The organism is Plesiocystis pacifica SIR-1 (assembly GCF_000170895.1).
GTDB lineage: Bacteria > Myxococcota_A > Polyangia > Nannocystales > Nannocystaceae > Plesiocystis > Plesiocystis pacifica.
In genome coordinates this window covers 15,560-36,137 of sequence record NZ_ABCS01000068.1, presented here as the reverse complement: position 1 = coordinate 36,137, position 20,578 = coordinate 15,560, and the positions used below count along the sequence as shown (strand labels likewise).

Below are 20,578 nucleotides of genomic sequence, written 5' to 3'. Positions count from 1 at the left end.
CCGCCTGACATCACACGCCACTCGACCGTCTCGGACGCCACGCGAGGGCTCTCAGAGGGAGCACCCGGTGGAGCGCGGTTCGGCCATCAGCGCCCGGCATCGAGTGCGCGGGAGCCTCGGCTATAGTTGAACCATGATCAAAATGTTGGATTCGATTGGCGGGGCCTCGGGCTTCGTCCTGAGCTTGAGCCTGACCCTAGCCCTCGGGGCCTGCGTCCCCGGGGAGGAGGACGGCGAGGGGGAGAGCACCGGCGCCGATGAGGGCATGGACGAGAGCGGCGGGTCGGACACGAGCGAGAGCTCCGACTCCGACTCGAGAGAGAGCAGCGAGTCCGAGTCCGAATCGAGCAGCGAGTCTGAGTCCGAATCGACCGAGAGCACCGAGTCCGAGTCCGAGTCCGAGTCCGAGTCCGAGTCCGAGTCCGAGTCCGAGTCCGAGTCCGAGTCCGAGTCCGAGTCCGAGTCCGAGTCCGAGTCGACCGAGAGCAGCGAAGAAGACACGGGCGGGACGAGCGGCGCCTTCGACGGTCAGCCCTGCGACCCCTACGCCCAGGACTGCCCCCGCGGTCACAAGTGCAGCGTGTACCTGGTCAACGGCGACTGGCAGCCGCCCCTCGAGAACGTGTGCGCGTCGATCCTGGCCCCCGGAACCGGGCAACACCTCGAGTCCTGCGAGATCGACTACGGCTCCCCCGACGACATCATCCACGACGACTGCGCCCCAGGGCTGTTTTGCTCGGACTACGACCCGCTCTCCGACGTGGGCACCTGTCGCCCCTTTTGCAACCTCGAGAACCCCTCGTGCCCGCCGGGGCTGGTCTGCCACGCCTCTCCGGAGGTCCTGCCGATCTGCCGCACGCCCTGCAACCCCGACGGCGGCAACGATCAGTGCGGCGAGTACGAGTACTGCGCCAACATCGGCGGGGGCCAGGGCGTGTGCGCCAACGTCCCCGCGCCTTGAGCTGGGCTGAGCTGAGCTGAACCGGTCCGGCCGAGCCCGCCTGGGCGTGTCCGGACTTTTGTCCTTGCCCATGGCCTGGCCCCGTGTCTCCCTGCTTCGTCATGGGACGAGACATCGTCATTGGGGACATCCACGGCTGCCTGGCCGAGCTCGAGGCCCTGCTCGAGCGCGTCGAGCTGCGCGACGAGGACCGGGTGATCAGCGTCGGCGACCTCGTCGACCGCGGCCCCGACTCGGTGGGCGTGTGGGAGCTCTTCCGCGCCCGGGACAACGCCGTCGCGCTCATGGGCAACCACGAGCGCAAGCACGTCCGCGGCGTGCTCAGCTACTCCCAGGAGATCGTCCGGCTTCAGTTCGGCCCGCGCTACGCGGCCTTTCGCCAGTGGGCCGCGGCCCTGCCCTACTTCCTCGAGACCCCGGACGCGATCATCGTCCACGGCGGCTTCGAGGCGGGCGTGCCCCTGGCCGAGCAGCGCGAAGACGTGCTCGCGGGCACGACCTCCGGGACCCGCCACCTCGAGGGCCTCTACGGCGAGCGCTACTGGACCGAGCTCTACTCTGGCGACAAGCCCATCGTGTTCGGGCACCACGTCGTCGGCGACTCGATCCGCGTGTGGAACGATCGGGTCTACGGCCTCGACACCGGGGCCTGCCACGGCCAAGCCCTGAGCGCGCTCGTGCTGCCGAGCTTCGAGCGCGTCTCGGTCCCCGCGGCGCGGGACTACTGGGCGCAGGAGCGTCAGCGCTGGCAGGTCGCCGTGCTCCGCAGCCGGGCCTGGCCGACGTTCTCGGCCAAGAAGCTCCGACGCGAGCGCGACGCCCTCGCGCGCCGATCAGACGACGCCGAGCTCGCCCAGTTCACGGCCGCGCTCGACGCCTGGCTCGCCGAGGTCGACGCCCTCGTGCCCGCGCTCCTCGACCGCGTGGGCGCGCGACGTGAGCAGCTGCGGGCGTGCTTTGACGATCGCTCGCGCCGCGCAGAGGTAGCCGCCGAGCCCTTCGCCTCGCTGCTCTTCGCCTGCCACGCGGGCGCCCTCGATGCCGCGTCCATCGGCCAGCAGCTGACGACCCCGGCGGCGATCGTCGACGCGGCGCGGGCCTACGGCGTCGACACTGGCGAGGCGTCCGAGCGGGCCGAGCGGCTGTTCCAAACCGAGGGGGCGGGGCTCCCGTGACAGGGCGAATCGCCCGTGCCGGGCGCCGCTCGGGCGGACGAGCGAACGGGTATGCAGACAAAAACCAAGACCCGCGCAGGCTTCCACAACAACCGAGCTGGCCTCGAGGAGAAGTAGGCGCCCACTCGCGGGCCCGTCCCTCGGGTCTGCGAGGGCTCACCGGCTACAGTCGAAACACCGGGCCCACCGCAAACAACAGCTCGTGCACGGGCCGGCCCGCCTCGGCGACGAGGTTGTAGTCGAGCTCCACGTCGACCCCCACCCGGGGCGTCGGCCACAGGTAGGTCCCGACCGCGAACGAGGCCCCAACGGCCGCGCGCAGCTCCGGCGTGACGGTCAGGTCCACCGTCGGCCCCAGGGCGAGGTAGGGGCTGACCCGCGGAGAGGGGTGGAAGGGCTTTTTGAGGTGCAGGTCCATGGGCAGCGCGAGCTCGGTGTCCTCGGCGAAGACCACCGCCAGGGGCACGGAGACCTCGAGCTCCAGCCACTCGTGGATCAGCGTGCGCTCGTAGGACAGCCCCGCGAACACGCCCGGGCGCAGCTCGACGCCGCGCTCCCCCTCTTTTTCTGAAGGCGCGAGGATCGACAGGTAGCCCACGCGAACGCCGAGCAAGTTGGGGTACTCGGCGTGGTGGTGGCCCGGGTGCGCCTCGCTGACCGCCTCCATGGGTTTGGCGGCGGCCCGCGCTGGCGCTGCGAACACGAGCGCGGCGGCCCAAACGACCACCAGGGAGCGAGCGCGTCGGCGTGGCATCACGGCATGCTCGGGTTCTCGATGGCCGCCCGAGAAGTTACGCCCGCGGCCCTCAACCCCAGGGGTCTTCGAGGTCCTCGTGACCGATCGCGCCTTTAGCCTTGCTGTCCGGGGCCGTGCTCGGCTTCGCTTCGGCGGGCGCATCTTTTGCTTCGTCCTTCGAGGCCGCGCTCTTTTTGGCCTTGACCGGCGCGGCCTTGGCGGGCGCCTCGCTCTGCTGGGGCGCGCCACCGGTCTCGGCCGCGGCCGGCTGTTCGGGCGAGGGCTCCGCCGCCGCGGGCTCGCTCGGCGCCGCCTCGGCCCCTGGGCTCGGCTTGGGCTCGGCCGCGTCGGGCTGGGACGCCGCCCCAGACGGATCCGCGCTCGGTCCAGCCGAGGCCGGCTGCTCCACGTCCTCGATGAGCCTCGACACCAGCAGGTACATGCCGATCCCGGCCCCGCCGACGAGGATGGCCACGCCGATGGCCGCGGCCGCGGTCCGCACAAAACCCCCAGACTTCTTGTTTGGCTTGGCGGGCGCGACCGGCTCGCGCGCCTGCTCCGGGGCCTTGGCGGGCTCCTTGGGCTTGGCCGCCGTCGCCTTGGCCGCGACCTCGCTCAGGTCCCGGCGCGAGAACTTCATCGGCAAGGACACCGAGTCGCCGGCGCCCGGCTCCTCGCGGATCACCGGCGCCCCCGCGATGCTCGCCGCCGCCGCGCTCTGGGCGATGCGCCCGAGCTCGGCCCCCAGCTCGACGGTGTCGGCGAAGCGGTGGCTCGGGTCTTTGGCCAGGCAGCGCGCGACCACGGCCTCGAGCTCCTCGGAGATGAACTGCCGGGGCGCCCGCTCGCTGAGGAACTTGGGCATCTCGGACTCGTGCCGGCGCCGGACCGCGGCCGCGTCCCCGGTGAAGGGAAAGGGCGGGTCCCCGGTGATCATCGCGAAGATCAGGCAGCCGAGGGCGTAGACGTCGGAGCGCGGGGTGAGCACGCCGCCGCGGCACTGCTCGGGGCTCATGTAGGCCACGGACTCGCCGGGCGTGTCGGCGTTGGGGTCGTCCGTGGGCCCGCGCCGGGCCAGGCCAAAGTCCACGACCTTGACGAAGTCGCCGACCTCGTCGGTGTCGACGCAAAACACGTTGGCCGGGCGCAGGTCTCGGTGGATGACCCCCTGCTGGTGCGCGGCCGAGAGCGCCGCGGCGACCTGCTTGGCGATGTTGACGGCCCGCGCCCAGGGCATGCTCCCGCGGGCCGCGAGCACCGTCGACAGCGCCATGCCCTCGAGCAGCTCCATGACCAGGAAGGGCTCGCCGCCGACGGTCCGGCCCGAGTCGCTGAACTCGACGACGTGGGGGTGACGGATCCGCGCGACGCTTCTGGCCTCTTCGAGCAAGCGCTCGCCCCCGCCCGCGCCGAGCTGCTTGGGGTGGAGGAACTTGATCGCCACCGGGCGATCGAGGTCGACGTGCAGCGCCGCCCAGGTCTCCGTGAGTCGGCCACGGCCGAGGAAGCGCTCGAGGTGGTAGCGGTCGCCGATCCGCTCGCCGATGCGGTGGGTGGAATTGGGCAGCGCCCGCGGGTCGAGGTGCTCGGGCACGGGGCCCCAGGTGCCCGCGGGCTTGCCCGAGGGCGCCTTGGGCCGGGGCGAGGCCGGCTTCGAGGCGAGCGGCGTGGGCACGGAGTGGTCGACGCGGACCCAGCCGCCGCGGCCCGGACCCGAAGACATCTGAGGCGCCTGGGCGAGGGCGGCTGGGGGTGCCGGCGCGGCCTGGGCCGGCTGAGCCGAGACCGGCTCCCAGCGCTTGCTCGAGGTCCGCTCGCGCTTGGTCTTGGCCCCGGCCTGTTCCGCCTGCTCCGCCTGTTCCGCTTGTTCGGCCTGTTCGCGCGTCGCGGGGATGGGTCCGCCCATCCACACCTGCGTGCCGCGCCGGCCGTCGGCGTCCCGGGGGCTCATGGCCGCAGCTTAACACGCCTCGCGCGATCAGACTCGTCGCGCGATCACGCGACCTCGCGCGCCGAGGCGACGCGAACGCGACGATTGTTGGCACACTCGGGGTCCATGCCCGCCGATGACAGCTCCGCGAGCCCGACCCTCCGGCTGACGCGCTCGGCCTTCGACCTGCCCCGCGCGACGTTGCGCCGGCTGGTCGGGGAGCCGGTGTTCAACCACCGCGGGGCCCAGCTCGAGGTCTCGCTCCAAGCTCTGCTGGTCGCGTCCTCGGCCATCGGAGAGCGCAAGCTGGCCAACTTGACGCCGGAGCTGGCCCGCAGCGAGATGTTGCGCGACACGCAGCTCGCCGACCTCCGCCCGCGGGCGATGGCCGCCGTCGACCCCCTCGAGATTCCCCCGCCCGCGGGTGGCAAAAGCGTCCCGGTGCGCGTCTATCGACCCCGCCTCGAGTCCGGCCCCTGGCGCCGCGAGCTGCCGCCCCTGCTGGTCTACTTCCACGGCGGGGGCTACGTGACGGGCAGCCCCGACAGCCACGACGGCCTGTGCCGCACCCTCGCGGAGGTCGCCGGCTGCGTGCTCGCGTCCGTGGACTACCGCCTGGCCCCGGAGCACCCCTTCCCCGCGGCCATCGACGACGGCTGCGCGGCCTTTGAGCACCTGCGCGCCCAGGCCCGCGAACTCGGCGTGGATCCGCAGCGGGTCGCGATCGGCGGGGACTCGGCCGGGGGCAACCTCGCGGCCCTGGTCTGCCATCGCCTGCGCGCCCGCGACCAGCCTCAGCCCTGGCTGCAGTGCTTGCTCTACCCGGCCACGGACCTGCGCTACGGCGCGCCCTCGCACCACGAGTTCGCCGAGGGCTTCATGCTCTCCCGGGACAAGCTCGCCTGGTACAACGGCCTCTACCTCGACACCCGCGAGCGCGTCCACGACCCCGCGGCCTCGCCCTTGCTGGCCGAGGACTTCAGCGGGCTCGCCCCGGCGATCGTGCGCACCGCCGGCTTCGACCCCCTGCGCGACGAGGGGCTCGCCTACTCCCGAGCCCTCGCCGCGGCCGGCGTCCCCGTGGACCACCGCTGCCACGAGCGCCTGATTCACGGCTTTTACAGCATGGGAGGGTTGATCTCGGCCGCGCGCGAGGCCGTGTTGGACCTCGGCGACGTCCTCCGCGATGCTCTCCATGGTCAGGGCGTCCGCGTGACCCCCTGAGCCCGACCTCCGTCCGCCCCCAATACGCCCCCGTGTCTGCTCGCGCGCCCAGTCTGGCCCAATCCCTCGTCCACCGCAGCGTCGGCCTCGTCGCCCGAGGCCTCGCCGAGCCCCGCCGGGTCCTGCGTCGGCGCTTTGGCGATCCGCCCCGCAACCTGCGCGGCGCCGAGCTCGACCCCCACGCCCACGCCCTGCTCCGGCTGATGCGCGCCGGGGGCATGACCAACATCGAGCGCCACCCGCCGGCCAAGGCCCGCGCGGTCTACCGCGACTACGGCGGGCTCCTCGATCGGCCCGCGCTGCCCGAGGTCGAGGTCGACGACCTGCGCCTGCCCGGCGCCGAGGGGACCCGACCCGGCCGGCGCTACCGGCCCAAGGCCGCGCCCTCGAGCGCCGCCTTGCCGACCCTGCTCTACCTCCACGGCGGGGGCTTCGTGATTGGCGACCTCGACACCCACGCGCACGTGTGCAGCCAGCTGGCCCTGCGCGCGGGCTGCATGGTCCTCGCCCTCGACTATCGGCTCGCGCCGGAGCACCCCTTCCCCGCCGGGCTCGACGACGTGGTCGCGTGCGCCCGGGCGCTGCTCGATCCCCAGGGGCCCCTGCCGGCCCTCGGCGGCGATCCGCAGCGGGTGGTGATCGGCGGGGACTCGGCCGGCGGCAACCTCAGCGCCGCGACCTGCGTGCTGCTGCGCGACGCCGGGGGCCGCCAAGCTCGGGCCCAGCTGTTGATCTACCCCTCGACCCACCGCCGCGCCCAGCTGCCCTCCCGAGAGCGCTTCGCCCGGGGCTTCATGCTCGACAAGAGCACCACCGACTGGTTCGTCGCCCAATACCTCGGCGAGGGCCGCGACGCCGAAGACCCCCGCATCTCGCCGCTGCTCACCGAGGACCTCTCCGCCCTGCCCCCCGCGCTGGTCCGCACGGCCGGCTTCGACCCCCTGTGCGACGAGGCCGAGGCCTACGCCGGGCGCCTGCGCGAGGCCGGCGTGGCCGTGGACGCGCGCTGCTACGAGACCCTGATCCACGGCTTCGTGACCATGACCGGCGCCCTGCCCCGGGCCCGCGAGGCCGTGCGCGAGATCGCCGACGACCTGCGCCCGCTGATCCACGGCGAGAGCGAAGGCCCTCGATGAGCGCGGACAGCCCGAGCCCTGCCCCCGGCGCGATCGTCCTCGCCACCCTCAACGCCAAGTACATCCACGCCGCCTTCGGCCTGCGCTACCTCCAGGCCAACATGGGCCCGCTGCGCGCCCACACCCAGCTGCGCGAGTTCACCATCCTCCAGCGCCCCCTCGACATCGCCGAGGCGCTGCTCGAGGCCCTCGGCGACCCCCGCTCCGGCCCGCGCATCCTCGGCCTCGGGGTCTACATCTGGAACGTCGAGGAGACCCGCGCCCTGGTCGAGCTGCTCCGCCGCGTCGATACTGGGGCCGAGACGGGGGCCCGCAAGCTCGTCATCGTCGTCGGCGGCCCCGAGGTCAGCCACGAGCTCGACGAGCAGCCCTGGCTGGCCCAGGTCGACTACGTGATCACCGGCGAGGGCGACCGGGCCTTCCCCGAGCTGTGCGCCCGCCTGCTCGACGGCCGCCGCCCGCTGACCCGCGTGCTCGACGGGGGCCTGCCCGACCTCGACAGCCTCACCCTGCCCTACGCGCTCTACACCGACCACGACCTGAGCCACCGGGTCGTCTACGTCGAGGCCTCGCGCGGCTGCCCCTACCGCTGCGAGTTTTGCCTGTCGAGCCTCGACAAGAAGGTCCGCGCCTTCCCCCTCGAGGCGCTGCTCGGGGAGTTTGACAGCCTGCTCGAGCGCGGCGCCCGGCACCTCAAGTTCGTCGACCGGACCTTCAACCTCGACATCGCGCGCAGCCGGGCGATCCTCGAGCACTTCCTCGCCCGCCTCGAGCGCTACCCCGAGCTCTTCCTGCACTTCGAGCTCGTCCCCGACCGCCTGCCCGAGGAGCTGCGCGAGCTCATCGCCCGCTTCCCCCCGGGCAGCCTGCAGTTCGAGGTCGGCATCCAGACCCTCGACGACGCCGTCGGGCGGCGCATCTCCAGGCGCCAGCGCGTCGACCGGACCTTCGCCAACCTCGAGTTCCTGCGCGAGCGCGCCCACGTCCACCTGCACACCGACCTGATCATCGGCCTGCCCGGGGAGGACCTCGAGGGCTTCGGCGCGGGCCTCGATCGGCTCATCGCCGCGGGCGTGCAGGAGGTCCAAGTCGGCGTGCTCAAGCGCCTGCGCGGCACCCCCATCGTCCGCCACGCCGAGCCCTTTGGCCTCGTGTTCGAGCCGCGCCCGCCCTACGCCATCTTGCGCACCGACGCCATCGACTTCCCGACCATGCAGCGCCTGCGTCGCTTCGCCCAGGTCTGGGACAACTTTTGGAACCACGGCGACATGCCCCGGACCATGGCCCAGCTGTGGCGCGTGGACGGCCGCGGCTCCCCCTTCGCCGCGACCCTGGCCTTCTCCGACTGGCTGTTCGCGCGCGCGGGCCGGGTCCACGCCATCTCGCTGATCAACCGCGCCCGCTACCTGTGCGCCTTCCTGGTCGAGGTCCACGGCTGCGCGCTCGAGGCGATCCACGAAGGCTGCGTGGCCCCGGACTTCGAGGCCAGGGGCAAGGGCGTGCCCCAGCTCGGGGACCTCTCGCTGGGACCCAAGGCCTCGGGCCGCGGCCGAGCTCGGGACGCCAACGAGCGCCAGCGCCGACACGCCAGCGGCTAGCCCTCGACCTCAGGCATGCCTCACGACTCAGGGGCTGTCAACGAATCCACGCCCCCGCTCGCGCGGGGCGACCACATGCCCTCTCAATGGCACGAACTCCATTGCCCACCAAGCCAAAGCGGAGGAGCGGAGCGACGAAGCGCCCCCGGTCCTCAGATGCCTGCGGGGGCAAAACAGCACTCAGCCCCCAAGCAGCGCGTCGAGGCGCTCGAGGACCTGGTCCTCGGCCGGGCGGTCCTTGGGGTTCTGCCCGACGTAGCGCCACGCGATCTGCCGGTCCGCCCCGACGATCACCACCGCCGGTAGGGAAATTTCACCGTTGTTGGTGTCGAGCAGCTCGTAGGCCCGAATCACCGCCCCGTCCGCGTCGACGAGCAGGGGGAAGTTCAGCTCGAGGCGCGCGTGGAGCTTGGCCGAGTCGGCCTGGGAGTCGACGCTGATGCCGACGAGCTGAACGCCGCGGGCCTCGAGGGCCTCGCGCTGACTGGCCAGCTTCCCGAGCTGGCTGCGACAGTGGGGTCACCAGTGGCCGCGGTAGAACACCAGCACCGCTGGCTTGCCCCCCGCGAGCAGGCTGTCGAGGGAGTGCTCGGCCCCCGAGTGGTCCGCGAGGGTGAACGCAGGCGCCTCGCCGAGTGCGGCGTCGCCATCGGCGTCGGGCTCGGGCTCGTCGGCAGAGGGCTCCGGTTGGCTCGCGCCCTCGTCCGTCCCCGGTCGGGGCGAGCAGGCCACGAGCAGGGTCAGGGCGCCGCCGAGCAGGGCCCCTCGAGTCGATTCACGCTTCACTGCAACACTCCGTTCTCGGGCTCTAGCAAGGGCGGGAGCGCCTCGTCCGGGCCGAGGCGCTGGCGCAGGTTGACCTCGATCATCCGCGACAGGGCCGACAGCGGCAGGTCGTTGGGGTCCTTGCCGAAGGGGTCCTCGATCTCCGTACCCACGGCCTCGAGGCCGTAAAAGGCGTAGGCGACCAGGGTCACGACCACGGGCGTCCAGCCCCCGACCTGATCGACGATGCCGAAGGGCAAGCCGATGCAGTAGAGCAGCACGATGCGGTGCATCAGCACGGTGTAGCTGCCCGGGATCGGCGTGGACTTGATGCGCTCGCAGGCCCCCTGGACCCCGGTCATCTCCGTGAGGCTGTCCTCGAGCACCGGCAGGTGCATGGGGTGGATCCAGCCGCGGTCGTAGAGCGCCCGGAGCTGGTCGCCCATCCACTGCAAGATCGCGATGGGCCGGTTGAGCTCGAGCTCGAGCTCGGCCGCCAGCTCCGGCGGCAGCATGCCCTCGAGCTCGGCGAGGGCGTCCTCTTCCCGCAGGTGGTGGCGGAAGGCGTGCACGTAGCCCGCCTGGGCCAAGATCAGCTTGCGGTGGATGGCGTCCAGCTCGACGCGCTCGTCCGCGCTCAGGGCGTGGTTCTTCTCCTCATCGACCATGCGCGGCCCGACCAAGGTCAGGACCTGGCGCGTGAAGGTCCGCGACACGTTGACCATCCGCCCCCACAGCTTGCGACCCTCCCAAAAGCGGTCGTAGCTGGTGTTGTTGCGAAAGCCCAGGAAGATCGAGAGCGCCAGGCCGATGAGCGAGAAGGCCAGCGGCGTCAGCTTGGGGGTCCAGTCCTGGAGGTGGCTCGAGGCGTAGGTCACCCCCTCGGCCACCAGGAAGGCCACGCCCACGCGCTTCCAGGTCACGGCGAGGGTCGTGCCGCGGAGCTGGAAGACTTGGGCGAGCCAAGATCGTCGATCGAGGATCAGCATGTCGCGGCCGGGACACTAACAAGTTTGCCGGCTCGGCTCATGGCCTGTGAACCATTTCACAGGCCATGCCTATTTTCACCGTCGTGGACGACGCCACCCCCTCCCTGCCCCACGTCCACGACTCACTTGCGAAAGGGGTTCTTGACCTCGCTGTGGTCCCCTTGGTCCAGCTTCTCGGGCTTGATCGTCGTCTCGACTGGCTTGGCCTTGCCCTTGCCCTTGCCCTTGCCGCCCTTGCCCTTCGCCTTGGTCAGCTCGAACTCTAACAGCTTGCCGTCGTGGTTGGGGGATGACCTCCACCACCTGCTCCTCGTATCCCTCGGAGCAGCAGGGCGATCGCCTCGTTCGAGCGCTGAATTCGATGCGCCCGCCCTCGGGGGTGGCGACGCCGTAGGTGGCCTCGTCGGCGGCGTCGAGGATCTCGGCCTCGACGTTGGTCTTGAGCACCAGCTCGATGCTCGGCGCGCCGGGCTCGGGGGCGGCCTTGGCCTTGGGCTCGGCGACGGGGGGCGGCGCAGGGGCGGCCTCCGCCGGGGCGGGCTCGGCCGCGGCGACCGGCGTCGGCGCGTCGGCCTCGGCTTCGGTCGCGGGGTCGCCCATGAACAGCAGCGCCCCGCCGGCCACCAGGGACAGCGCGAGGCCGCCCAGGCCGACCCACAGCAGCTTGCCCGAGCCCTCGTCCTCGTCCTCCGGCGCGCGGCGGCGAGCGTCGAACTCGACGACCGTGGCCTCGCCCTCGGCCGCGCTCATGCCCGGGCGCGTCGGACGGTTTTGGCTGTCGCGGCCGGCGTAGTGCGTGGGCCCGAGGGTCGGCGCCTCGAGCATCTCGGTCACGACCTCGACCGCCCCCGCCCCGGAGCCCACGGCCTCGAGCGCCGCGAGCATCTCGGTCATCGACTGAAAGCGCAGCCCCGGGTCTTTTTGCAGGGCCTTGAGCACGATGGCCTCGACCTCCTCGGGGATCTCGGCGCCCGGGGCCATCTCCCGCGGGGGCTTGGGCGCGTCGAACATGTGCGCCGTCATCGTCTCCATGTAGTTGCTGCCCTTGAAGGGCGGGCGACCGCACAGCATCCCGTACATGATCACGCCGACGGAGTAGATGTCGGCGCGGTGATCCAGGGCCTCGCCGCGGGCCTGCTCCGGCGCCATGTAGGTCGGCGTGCCCACGATGACCCCGGTGCGCGTGAGCCCCTGGCCGTCGTTGTCCTCGATCTTGGCGATGCCGAAGTCGAGGACCTTGATGAAGTCGACGTCGTGCCCGCGGGTGATCCGGAAGCAGTTGTCCGGCTTCATGTCGCGGTGGACGATGCCCTGGGCGTGGGCGGCCTCGAGGGCGTGGCAGACCTGCATCATCATGTGCCGCACCCGCGGCCACGCGAGCCGTTTTTCCCGGCGCAGCATGGCGCGCAGGTCCTCGCCCTCGAACAGCTCCATGACGAAGAACACCGAGCCCGTCGGGGTCTCGCCGAAGTCGCTGATCTCGACCACGTTGGGGTGGTCGATGGCCGAGGCCGACTGGGCCTCCCGCAAAAAGCGCTGCACCAGGTCGGGCTTGTTCGCGTACTTTTTCGCGAGCACCTTGACCGCGAAGCGCTTGCGGATGGTGGTGTGCTCGACCAGGTAGACCGAGCCCATTCCCCCCTTGCCGAGGCGCTTTTCGACGCGGTAGCGGCCGGAGAGCTCGACGCCGATGAGCGGATCGGGCGGGGAGCTCTTGGACGGAGCGGCCATGTCGGGACTCTACACCACGCCCTGCGGCGCTGCTCTCAATCTCGTCGAGGCCACCCATCACGTTGGGCTGGCACGTTGGGCTGTCTCATCGGGCGGTCGCGCTAGGCTGTGTCCATGTCTCCGTCCGAGGTGACCCCGCCGACCCAGCCCGGCGACTTCAGCCCCCAAGCGGCCGCCTACGCCCGCGCCCGTCCCCCCTACCCCGCCGCGATGGTCGCGCGTCTGGTCGAGCGCGCGAAGCTCGACGCTTGTGCGGGTCCGGTCGTCGAGATCGGCGCCGGGACCGGCCTGTTCACCAAGGTCCTCGTCGAGGCGGGCCTCGAGGTCCTCGCCGTCGAGCCCAACGCCGCCATGCGCGAGCGAGCCCCGAGCTGGGGGGAGCGGGTCCAGTGGTCCGCAGGGACCTTCGACGATCCCGGCCTGGCACCCGCGAGCGCGAGCTGGGTGGTCGCCGCCCAGGCCCTGCACTGGGCCGAGGCGAGCACCGCCCTGCCGGCGCTGCACCGGCTGCTTCGACCCGGCGGCCACCTCAGCGCGCTGTGGAACATCCGCGACACCGAGCGCTCGCCCCTGCTGCTGGCCACCGCGGCGCGCATCGAGGCCCTCACCCCGGGCTTCGACGAGGGCTACCGGGCCCGGGACTGGCCGGCCTTCCTGACCTCGACGGGCCACTTCGAGGCGCCCGTCGTCGACGAGGTCCCCCACGTCCTGACCCTCGACCACGCCCGCTTCCTGGACCTGTGGCGCAGCCACAACAAGCTCAACGCGGCCCTGGGCCCCGAGGCCATGGCCGGGCTGCTCACCGAGCTCGAGGCCCTGCTGGCCGCGGACTTCCCCGGCCCCGTCGAGGTCCCCTACCGGTGCAGGGCGTGGACGGCCGCGACCGTCCCCTGACGCCGCCGTGGCTCGACCAGCCCAGGCTCGGCCCCAGCTTTGGCTATGATTCGCCGGTGATCGGCTACACCCGCGCGGCCCACTTCGTCCGCGAGTGGACCAAGCCCGGGGCCTCCCTCGAGGTCCGCGAGCTGCAGCTCGCGCCCGCGCCCGAGTCCGAGCGCGACGAGCCCCTCGCGGCCACGCGCTACCACCACGCGCCGCGCGGGCGCCGGGGCGGACGACCCGGGTGGATCCTGCTCCACGGCCTCGCCAGCCCCGGGCGCCACCACCCCTCGCTGATCAAGCTCGCCCGCGCCGTCGCGGCCACGGGCGCGACGGTCATGGTCCCCGAGGTGCCCGAGTGGACCCGCCTCCAGTTCGCCCCGCACCGCACCGGCGACGCCGTCTTGGCCGCGCTCGCGGCCCTCGAGGCCGACCCCCGCGTGGACGGCCGCCCGGGCCTGATGGGCTTTAGCTTTGGCGGGGCCCAGGCCGTGCGCGTGGCCTCGGAGCCCGCGGCGCGGGGGCGCCTGGCCAGCGTCACCTCCTTCGGCGGCTACAAGGGCCTCGAGTCCGCCACCGAATTCATGATGACCGGCCGCTTCGAGCACCGAGGTCGCGACCACTCCCTGCTCCCGGACAGCTACGGCCTGTGGGTGCTCGCGGCCAACTACATGCCCCACCTCGCCGACTACGCCGAGCGCCGCGTCCTCATCGACGCGCTCCGGGACCTGGCCCAGTACTGCGGCGACCACAACCTCGAGACCTGGGGGCCGCAGATGCGCGCCTACCTCGAGGCCCGCCGCGCCGAGCTCGACCCCGAGCACCTCCCGCTCTTCGACCTGTTCGCGCCGGTCCTCGATCCGCGCGCGCGCGACAGCCCCGAGCTGCGCCGCCGCGCTCGCGAGTGGGGCGCCCGGATCGGCACCGTCGGGCGCCGCGTCGACCCCTTCCTGACCCTCCCCGATCGCCTCGAGCTCGACATCCCGGTGTTCCTGATGCACGGGCGCGACGACACCCTGAGCCCCTTCACCGAGACCCTGGGCCTCGCCGAGCGCATCGTCGCGCCGCGCCTCGAGGTCACGGTCACGGCGATGCTCGCCCACTCGGCCACCGAGGGCTTGCCCGACGATCTGGCGCGCGAGGCCTGGGCCTTCCTGCGCGCCCTGAGCCTGGTCATGGCGACGCCAGGCTGACACTACTGGTTGAAGCCCGACTCGAGACGTGGCAAGTGGGCCCCGTGCCCGCCCCTCCCATCCCGCCGGTGTCCGAGTCCGCCCGCGCCCGCGCCCGCGCCCACCAGGACCAGCTGACCAAGCCGCCCGGGAGCCTCGGCCGCCTCGAGGCCATCGCCGCCCAGCTCGCGGCCATCCAGGGTCGCGTCGCCGTCGAGGTCCACGCCCCGCGCCTGTGCCTGTTCGCGGCCGACCACGGCGTGACCCGAAGCCGCGGCGTGTCCCCCTACCCGCGGACGGTGACCGGGCAGATGGTCGCCAACATCCTGGCCGGCGGCGCGGCGGTCAACGCCCTGAGCCGCGCAGTCCAGGTCGAGCTCGAGCTCATCGACGCGGGGGTCGACGCCGACGCGCCCGCGGCATTCGAAGGTGCTGCGCTGAGCTACGTGCACGCCCCCATCGCGCGAGGCACCCGCGACTTCCTCGACGCGCCGGCGATGACCGCCAGCGAGCGCGCCGCGGCCCTCGAGCTCGGCGAGGCCGCGGCCGCGCGCGCGGCCCAGGCCGGCTCGACCCTCGTGGCCCTGGGCGAGCTCGGCATCGGCAACACGACCAGCGCCGCGGCGATCACCGCCGCGCTCACCGGCCGCCCGCCGCGAGAGGTGGTCGGGCCCGGGACCGGCCTCGACGCCGAGGGCCTCGCGCGCAAGGTCGCCGTGGTCGAGGCCGCCCTCGCCCGCCACGAGCTCGCGCGCGACGCCCCCCTCGCCAGCGACGACGCCGACGCGGCCGTCCGCGTCCTCGAGCGCGTCGGCGGCCTCGAGCTCGCCGCGCTGGTCGGCCTTTGCCTCGGGGCCGCCCGCCGGGGCCTCGCCGTCGTCGTCGACGGCTTCATCACCGCTGCCGCCGCGGCCGTGGCCGCGACGATCGAGCCGGCCCTGCTCGGCTACCTGTTCGCCGCCCACCGCTCCGCCGAGCCGGGCCACCGCGCCCTCCTCGAGCGCCTCGGCCTGCGTCCTTTGCTCGAGCTCGACATGCGCCTGGGCGAGGGCACGGGCGCGCTCGTGGCCATCCCGCTGATCCGAGCCGCCGCCGCTGCCCAGCGCGAGATGGCGACCTTCGCCGAGGCGGCGGTCGACGACCGCGGCGCCGTCCACGACGGCTAACGGCTAGAGGAGACAGGCCTGCCGATGCTCGACTCCCTGCGCTGCGCCCTCGCCTTCCTGACCCGCCTGCCCGTGGGCGAGGCGAACTTCGACGGCCGCGACGTCGGGCGCTCGACGGCCTACTTCCCCGTGGTCGGGGCCCTGCTCGCGCTCCTCGAGCTCGCCGTGCTCGCCCTCGCCCTGCCCCGCCTCGGGGCCATGGCCGCGGCCGTGCTCGCCTGCGCGGCCATGGCCCGGCTGACCGGCGCCTTCCACCTCGACGCCATCGCCGACATGGCCGACGGCTTCGGCGGCGGGCTGACCCGCGAGCGCGTGCTCGAGATCATGCGCGACCACGTCATCGGGGCCTACGGGGCGGTGACCCTGATCCTCGCCCTCGGCCTGCGCGCCGCCGCCCTCGCGGGCCTGGCCAGCGCGGGGCTGGGGATCCTCGGCGCCTGGCTGATCGCCGCCAGCGCGTGGTCGCGCTGCGCCTCGGCGTGGATGGGCTGGGCCCTGCCCTACGCCCGCGCGAGCGGCCAGCACGGGCAAAAGCGCCTGGGCGCGGCGGTCACCGATCACGTCGGCCGCCGCGAGGTGATCGTGGCCACGAGCCTCGCCGCCGCGCTGAGCCTCGCCGCCTTCGCGTGCAGCCTCGACGCGTGGGCGCTCCCCCTGGCGCTGACCCTGGGCGTCAGCTTGGTGACCGTCGCCGCCATGGCCCGCCTTTGCCTGCGCCGCATCGGCGGCGTGACGGGAGACACCCTCGGCGCGACCACCCAGGCCGTCGAGCTCGCCGTCCTCACCCTCGGACTCGCCCTGACATGAGCACCCTGACCGCGCTGCCCCCGGGCGTCACCCACCGCCTCGTCCTGCTCCGCCACGGCGAGCCCTCCGAGCGCGCCCGCGGCCGCTGCTACGGCAAGCTCGACGTCGGCCTGAGCGAGGCCGGCCGCGCCCAGGTCCGGGCCGTGGGCGCCCGGCTGGCCGGCTCGAGCTTCGCCTCGATCTACGCCAGCCCCCGAGTCCGCGCCCGGGAGAGCGCCGCGCTCTTGGGCCTGTGCCCGCCCGAGGCCGTGCGCGTCGACCCTCGCTTTTCCGAGCTCGACTTCGGCGAGTTCGAGGGCCTGCGCTACGAAGAGGTCGAGGCCCGCTATCCCGAGGCCTACGCCGAGTGGATGCGCTCGCCGACGACCATGCGCTTCCCCAAGGGCGAGAGCTTCGCGCAGATGCAGGCGCGGGTGCTCGCGGGTGTCGCCGAGCTCCGCGAGCGCCACGCAGGCGAAGCCGTGCTGCTCGCCTCCCACGGGGGCGTGGGCCGGATCATCCTCGCCGCCGCCCTGGCCATGGCCGACGCCGACATCTTCCGCATCGGCCAGGACTACGCGAACCTGTCGTGGATCGATCTCTACGGCGACACGCCCATCGTCCGGGCGCTGAACTGGACGCCGGACCAACCCCAATGAGCGCGATCAGGCGCCGTCCCCGTCGCCCCGAACACGGTGCAAACCGCCCACGAACATCATTCCGTTACACTTTGGGGGCGGCGCAGCTGCGCCAACCATGCGAGACTCCGGCCATGAAGCGCTCCCCTGCGATCGTCGCCCTCGCCCTCGCCAGCCTCCTCGGCACGGGCTGCTCGATCTCCTCCCTCGTCAACAAGCTCCAAGACGAGACCGACGAGAGCATCGACCTCGTGTGCTCCTGCGACTTCCCCTCGCTCCCGGGCTTTGACTGCGAGGACTTCCTCAGCGGCTTCCTCGACGTCGACGATCAGTGCGTCGTCGATGCCCTCGAGGCCGACAAGGACTCCGCCCGCGACACCCTCAACTGCATGATCGACGTGCAGAAGTCCTACAACCAGTGCCTCGAGGACGAGCTCGAGTGCAGCGACGTCACCTCCTGGGACAACTGCCAAAACCGCCTCGACGACCTCGACGACTGCCCCCGGCTGCCCCAGTCGGTCGAGGACGAAATCGCCAAGTGCGGCTGAGCGAGCCCTGACCTTCCCTCGCCCCGAACGGCCGACCCCGACCCGCGTCGGCTGCTCGGCTCTTCAGGGCCCGAAGGGGTCCTTGATCTCGCTCGTGTCGATCTTCCCTGGCTTCGGCTCGGCCGCGGCCGAGCCCTCCGCGTCGGCCTTGGGGTCCTTGGCCGGCCCCGCCTTGGCCCCGCGCTTTTTCTTGGGCTCGAGCTTCTGCGAGAAGCTGCGGTCGCCCGAGGGGACGATCTGAAACTCGAACTCCTCGTAGCCCGCCGCGCTCAAGCGCAGGCGCACGGGCTCGAGGCTGCGCTCGAGGGTGAAGCCTTCGGGGTCGTTGGTGAGGCCATAGAGCGCGCCGTCGAGGGCATCGACGATGCGCGCCTCGACGTTGCTGTCGATGCGCACCCGGATGGTCTCGGCGGCCGCTGGCGCGAGGGCTTCGGGCTCCGGCTCCGGTTCGGGCTCCGGCAGCGCGGCGGCGACGGCTGGCGCCTCGATCGGCGGAGCGGGATCCGGATCGGGCTCGATGAGGCCGCGGCCGTACATGAACCATCCCGCGCTCAAGCCCGCGAGCAGCATGATCACGCCGAAGGACAGCGCGGCCGTACCGATCCACGCGAGCTGGTTGCCGCGCCGCCGAATCGGCGCGGGCCTGGCCTCGACCGCCGCGACCAGCTCGCGCGCCTCACCGCGCGGGCTGTCCCCCCTCCCGGGAGCCGACGCCGCGAAGCGCATGGGCCCGTCGATGTGCGGCGCCCCCTCGGCGTCGTCGACCACCGCCGCCGGGGCGACGCCTTCGCCGCACAGCGCCTCGATCGCCGCGGCCAGCTCGGCCATGCTCTGGTAGCGGTTGTCGGCCTGCTTTTGCAGGCACTTGCGCACGATCGCCTCGACGCCCTCGGGGATCTCGAGCTTGGGCGCGAGCTCGGCGAAGGTCGGCGCGGCCTCGTAGCCGTGGGCCGTGAGCACCTCGACGTAGCTCGGGTACTTGGGCCCCTCGAAGGGCAGCTTGCCCGTGAGCATCTCGAAGGCGATGACGCCGAGGGCGTAGACGTCGACGCGGTGGTCGAGCTCGGCCTCGCCCCGGGCCTGCTCCGGCGAGATGTACTCCGGCGTGCCCACGACCACCCCGGTCTGGGTCAGCCGCTCGCCCTCGACGAGCTCGTCGCGGGTCAGCTTGGCCACGCCGAAGTCGATGATCTTGAGGCGCTCGGTCCCGTCCTCGCGGATCACTCGCACGCAGTTGTCGGGCTTGAGGTCGCGGTGGACCACGCCGACCTCGTGGGCCGCGGACAGGCCGGCGCACAGCTGGAGCAGCCACCGAGACAGGCGCTCCCAGGGGATGGGGCCCTGGCGGTGGAGCAGGTGGGCGAGGTCGTCGCCGTCGAGGTGCTCCATGACGAAAAAGGGCGCGCCCTCCTCCGTCTCGCCGAAGTCGCTGATCTCGACGACGTTGGGGTGCCCGATCTCCGCGGTCGCCCGCGCCTCCCGGAGGAAGCGCTGGGTCCGGACCGGGTCGTCGACGTGCTCGTCGCGCAGCACCTTGATGGCCACGAGCTTGCGGATGCGGACGTGCTCGGCGACGTAGACGATGCTCATCCCGCCGGCGCCGAGGGGGCGCTGCAGCCGGTAGCGCCCGGCCAGCAGGGGGCGCTGGCGGATCGACTCCGAGGTCATCGCCAGGACCTCGTCGGACACGGGGCTCTCGTCGCGGCCCTCGAAGATCGAGGTCTCGCTGTACTCGCCGACGCGCTCGTCCTCGGGCTCGGCCGAGGGGGCGTAGCCCAGGAGCGTGTCCTTGCCCTGCTCTGCGTCGCCCTCGACCATGATCGTGTTCATGTGGCGCGCCCCGCTACAAAGAACGCGCGCAGCCCGGCCAGGTTACGATGGTTCCACGCCTGAGTCGTGGACGTGGGGCAGGGAGGGCGTGGCGTCGTCCACGACGGCTAAAATAGTCAGGGACTGTGAAAAGTTCACAGTCCCTGAGTCGTGGACGTGGGGCAGGGAGGGCGTGGCGTCGTCCACGACGGCTAAAATAGACAGAGGGGCGGACAGGACTCGTTCTGGCCGACCCTCTGGGAGGCCGTGAACCCGAGCCTAGCACCGCGCGCTTGCCCCCTCGCCAAGCTCGACTAGGCTGGCGCGCCATGGACTCCGCGGGCATTCCCCACCGCCCCTACCCCAAGATCCCGACGCGCCTGGCCGAGGGCCCGGGCGCGGGGTCCGATTGGGTCGCCACCGAGAAGATCCACGGCGCCCAGCTGGTCCTGGGCTGCGACGGGCGCTCGGTCGAGGTCGGCAAGCGCAAGGCCTGGCTCGCCGACGACGAGCCCTTTTTTGGCTGGCAGCTGCTGCGCGGCGCCCTCGAGCGGGCGGCCCTCGACGCGTTCGCGTTCCTGCGTGCGAGCGCGGTCACCGATTACGCCCCCGCGACCGTCTACGTCTACGGCGAGCTGTTCGGGGGCGCCTACCCCCACCCCGAGACCGAGGCCTTGCCCGGGCTCAGCCCCGTGCAGACCGGCATCTGGTACGCCCCGGGGCTGGCCTTCGCAGCCTTCGACGTCCTGGTCTGCCGGGGCGCTGAACCCGAACACTCGGATCCACCCGAGCCCGAGTTTCTCTCGCGCACCGAGCTCGAGGCCGTCGCCGAGCACGCGGGCCTGCGCACGGTCCCCGTCCTCGGCCGCGGGACCCGACGACAGCTCGAGGCCCTGCCCGTCCGCTACCCGACCACCGTGCCCGAGCGGCTCGGCCTCCCGGCCCTCCCCGACAACGTCGCCGAGGGCTTCGTGCTCGTCCCCGATCGCCGCCTACCCGCGAAGGCCCGGCCCGTGGTCAAGCACAAGATCCCCGAGTTCGACGACCTGCGCTTCGACGCCAGCGTGCCCTTCGACCCCAACCGCCACCTCGAGCTCGACGCCCTCGAGCGGTGGACCGGCGCGCTGGTCAACCCCATGCGCCTGGCCAGCGCGCGCTCAAAGGTCGGCGAGGACCCCGAGGCCGTGGTCGAGGAGGCCCTGCTCGACGTGTTCATCGACCTCGAGGCCATCTTCCCCCGACGCATGGCCGGGCTGCGGCCCGACGAGGAGGCGACGCTGCGTCGCGGGGTCGAGGCGCGGCTGCGCGAGCTGATCGCGGCCGCGCCCTGACCCC

Annotated in this window: 18 protein-coding genes and 1 pseudogene; 12 read left to right on the top strand and 7 right to left on the bottom strand. The window is 72.5% G+C overall.

Translation table 11 applies throughout. The features are described 5' to 3' along the window. The first annotated feature begins 142 nt into the window (after nucleotides 1–142). The gene (locus tag PPSIR1_RS49600) at nucleotides 143–961 is read left to right on the top strand and encodes a hypothetical protein (protein ID WP_198154632.1); all 819 of its coding nucleotides are present in this window, start codon (nucleotides 143–145) and stop codon (nucleotides 959–961) included. Between the two features lie 101 nt (nucleotides 962–1,062). Further along, on the top strand, nucleotides 1,063–2,136 hold the full coding sequence (locus PPSIR1_RS27955; protein WP_006974563.1) for a metallophosphoesterase: 1,074 nt from the start codon (nucleotides 1,063–1,065) through the stop codon (nucleotides 2,134–2,136). A 163-nt stretch (nucleotides 2,137–2,299) separates the two neighbouring features. Here PPSIR1_RS27955 and PPSIR1_RS27950 read toward each other — a convergent pair whose 3' ends face one another. Next, nucleotides 2,300–2,890 (bottom strand): hypothetical protein, encoded by a 591-nt coding sequence (locus PPSIR1_RS27950; protein ID WP_157596053.1) that lies wholly within the window; start codon nucleotides 2,888–2,890, stop codon nucleotides 2,300–2,302. 52 nt (nucleotides 2,891–2,942) lie between these two features. Beyond that, entirely contained in the window at nucleotides 2,943–4,823 is a 1,881-nt protein-coding gene (locus tag PPSIR1_RS27945; RefSeq protein ID WP_006974561.1) for a serine/threonine-protein kinase, read from the bottom strand. Nucleotides 4,824–4,928: 105 nt separating this feature from the next. Between PPSIR1_RS27945 and PPSIR1_RS27940 the strand changes: the two genes are divergently transcribed. Genes PPSIR1_RS27940 through PPSIR1_RS27930 form a run of 3 tightly spaced genes read left to right on the top strand, consistent with a single transcriptional unit; the run spans nucleotide 4,929 to nucleotide 8,760 of the window. Further along, nucleotides 4,929–6,026, top strand: a complete 1,098-nt coding sequence (locus PPSIR1_RS27940) for an alpha/beta hydrolase (RefSeq protein WP_006974560.1) — start codon at nucleotides 4,929–4,931, stop codon at nucleotides 6,024–6,026. Nucleotides 6,027–6,058: 32 nt separating this feature from the next. Then, nucleotides 6,059–7,162, top strand: coding sequence for an alpha/beta hydrolase (locus PPSIR1_RS27935; protein ID WP_006974559.1), 1,104 nt, complete (start codon nucleotides 6,059–6,061; stop codon nucleotides 7,160–7,162). After that, nucleotides 7,159–8,760: a B12-binding domain-containing radical SAM protein gene (locus PPSIR1_RS27930; RefSeq protein ID WP_006974558.1), complete on the top strand. Its 1,602-nt coding sequence runs from the start codon at nucleotides 7,159–7,161 to the stop codon at nucleotides 8,758–8,760. The genes PPSIR1_RS27935 and PPSIR1_RS27930 overlap by 4 nt, the downstream gene beginning before the upstream one ends. A gap of 180 nt (nucleotides 8,761–8,940) precedes the next feature. Here the strand turns inward: PPSIR1_RS27930 and PPSIR1_RS46635 are convergent. From PPSIR1_RS46635 to PPSIR1_RS44005, 4 genes and pseudogenes are all read right to left on the bottom strand, one after another. After that, a pseudogene (locus tag PPSIR1_RS46635) lies at nucleotides 8,941–9,267 on the bottom strand (peroxiredoxin family protein); the annotation flags it as partial. A gap of 12 nt (nucleotides 9,268–9,279) precedes the next feature. Then, entirely contained in the window at nucleotides 9,280–9,546 is a 267-nt protein-coding gene (locus PPSIR1_RS27925) for a peroxiredoxin family protein (RefSeq protein ID WP_006974556.1), read from the bottom strand. Further along, nucleotides 9,543–10,514 carry a bestrophin family protein gene (locus PPSIR1_RS27920; protein ID WP_006974555.1) on the bottom strand — a complete coding sequence of 324 codons (972 nt, stop codon included), beginning with the start codon at nucleotides 10,512–10,514 and terminating at the stop codon, nucleotides 9,543–9,545. Before PPSIR1_RS27920 ends, PPSIR1_RS27925 begins: the two co-directional genes overlap by 4 nt. 75 nt (nucleotides 10,515–10,589) lie before the next feature. Next, nucleotides 10,590–12,245, bottom strand: a complete 1,656-nt coding sequence (locus tag PPSIR1_RS44005; RefSeq protein ID WP_006974554.1) for a serine/threonine protein kinase — start codon at nucleotides 12,243–12,245, stop codon at nucleotides 10,590–10,592. Between the two features lie 114 nt (nucleotides 12,246–12,359). On the opposite strand from PPSIR1_RS44005, the gene PPSIR1_RS27910 reads away from it, so the two are divergent. The 6 genes from PPSIR1_RS27910 to PPSIR1_RS27885 all read left to right on the top strand — a co-directional run bounded on the left by PPSIR1_RS27910 (nucleotide 12,360) and on the right by PPSIR1_RS27885 (nucleotide 17,434). Beyond that, on the top strand, nucleotides 12,360–13,139 hold the full coding sequence (locus PPSIR1_RS27910) for a class I SAM-dependent methyltransferase (protein ID WP_006974553.1): 780 nt from the start codon (nucleotides 12,360–12,362) through the stop codon (nucleotides 13,137–13,139). 56 nt (nucleotides 13,140–13,195) lie between these two features. Beyond that, nucleotides 13,196–14,317, top strand: a complete 1,122-nt coding sequence (locus PPSIR1_RS27905; RefSeq protein ID WP_157596052.1) for a hypothetical protein — start codon at nucleotides 13,196–13,198, stop codon at nucleotides 14,315–14,317. A 44-nt stretch (nucleotides 14,318–14,361) separates the two neighbouring features. Next, a complete protein-coding gene (gene cobT, locus PPSIR1_RS27900; RefSeq protein ID WP_198154631.1) occupies nucleotides 14,362–15,462 on the top strand; it encodes a nicotinate-nucleotide--dimethylbenzimidazole phosphoribosyltransferase in 1,101 nt (366 codons plus the stop codon). Between the two features lie 24 nt (nucleotides 15,463–15,486). Further along, nucleotides 15,487–16,269, top strand: coding sequence for an adenosylcobinamide-GDP ribazoletransferase (gene cobS, locus PPSIR1_RS27895; protein WP_006974550.1), 783 nt, complete (start codon nucleotides 15,487–15,489; stop codon nucleotides 16,267–16,269). Continuing rightward, on the top strand, nucleotides 16,266–16,907 hold the full coding sequence (locus PPSIR1_RS27890) for a histidine phosphatase family protein (protein WP_006974549.1): 642 nt from the start codon (nucleotides 16,266–16,268) through the stop codon (nucleotides 16,905–16,907). Before cobS ends, PPSIR1_RS27890 begins: the two co-directional genes overlap by 4 nt. Nucleotides 16,908–17,020: 113 nt before the next feature. Beyond that, the gene (locus PPSIR1_RS27885) at nucleotides 17,021–17,434 is read left to right on the top strand and encodes a hypothetical protein (protein ID WP_006974548.1); all 414 of its coding nucleotides are present in this window, start codon (nucleotides 17,021–17,023) and stop codon (nucleotides 17,432–17,434) included. Between the two features lie 63 nt (nucleotides 17,435–17,497). Here PPSIR1_RS27885 and PPSIR1_RS44000 read toward each other — a convergent pair whose 3' ends face one another. Further along, nucleotides 17,498–19,264 (bottom strand): serine/threonine protein kinase, encoded by a 1,767-nt coding sequence (locus PPSIR1_RS44000; protein ID WP_006974547.1) that lies wholly within the window; start codon nucleotides 19,262–19,264, stop codon nucleotides 17,498–17,500. A 308-nt stretch (nucleotides 19,265–19,572) separates the two neighbouring features. On the opposite strand from PPSIR1_RS44000, the gene PPSIR1_RS27875 reads away from it, so the two are divergent. Then, a complete protein-coding gene (locus PPSIR1_RS27875; RefSeq protein WP_006974546.1) occupies nucleotides 19,573–20,574 on the top strand; it encodes an RNA ligase family protein in 1,002 nt (333 codons plus the stop codon). The last annotated feature ends 4 nt before the right edge of the window (nucleotides 20,575–20,578 follow it).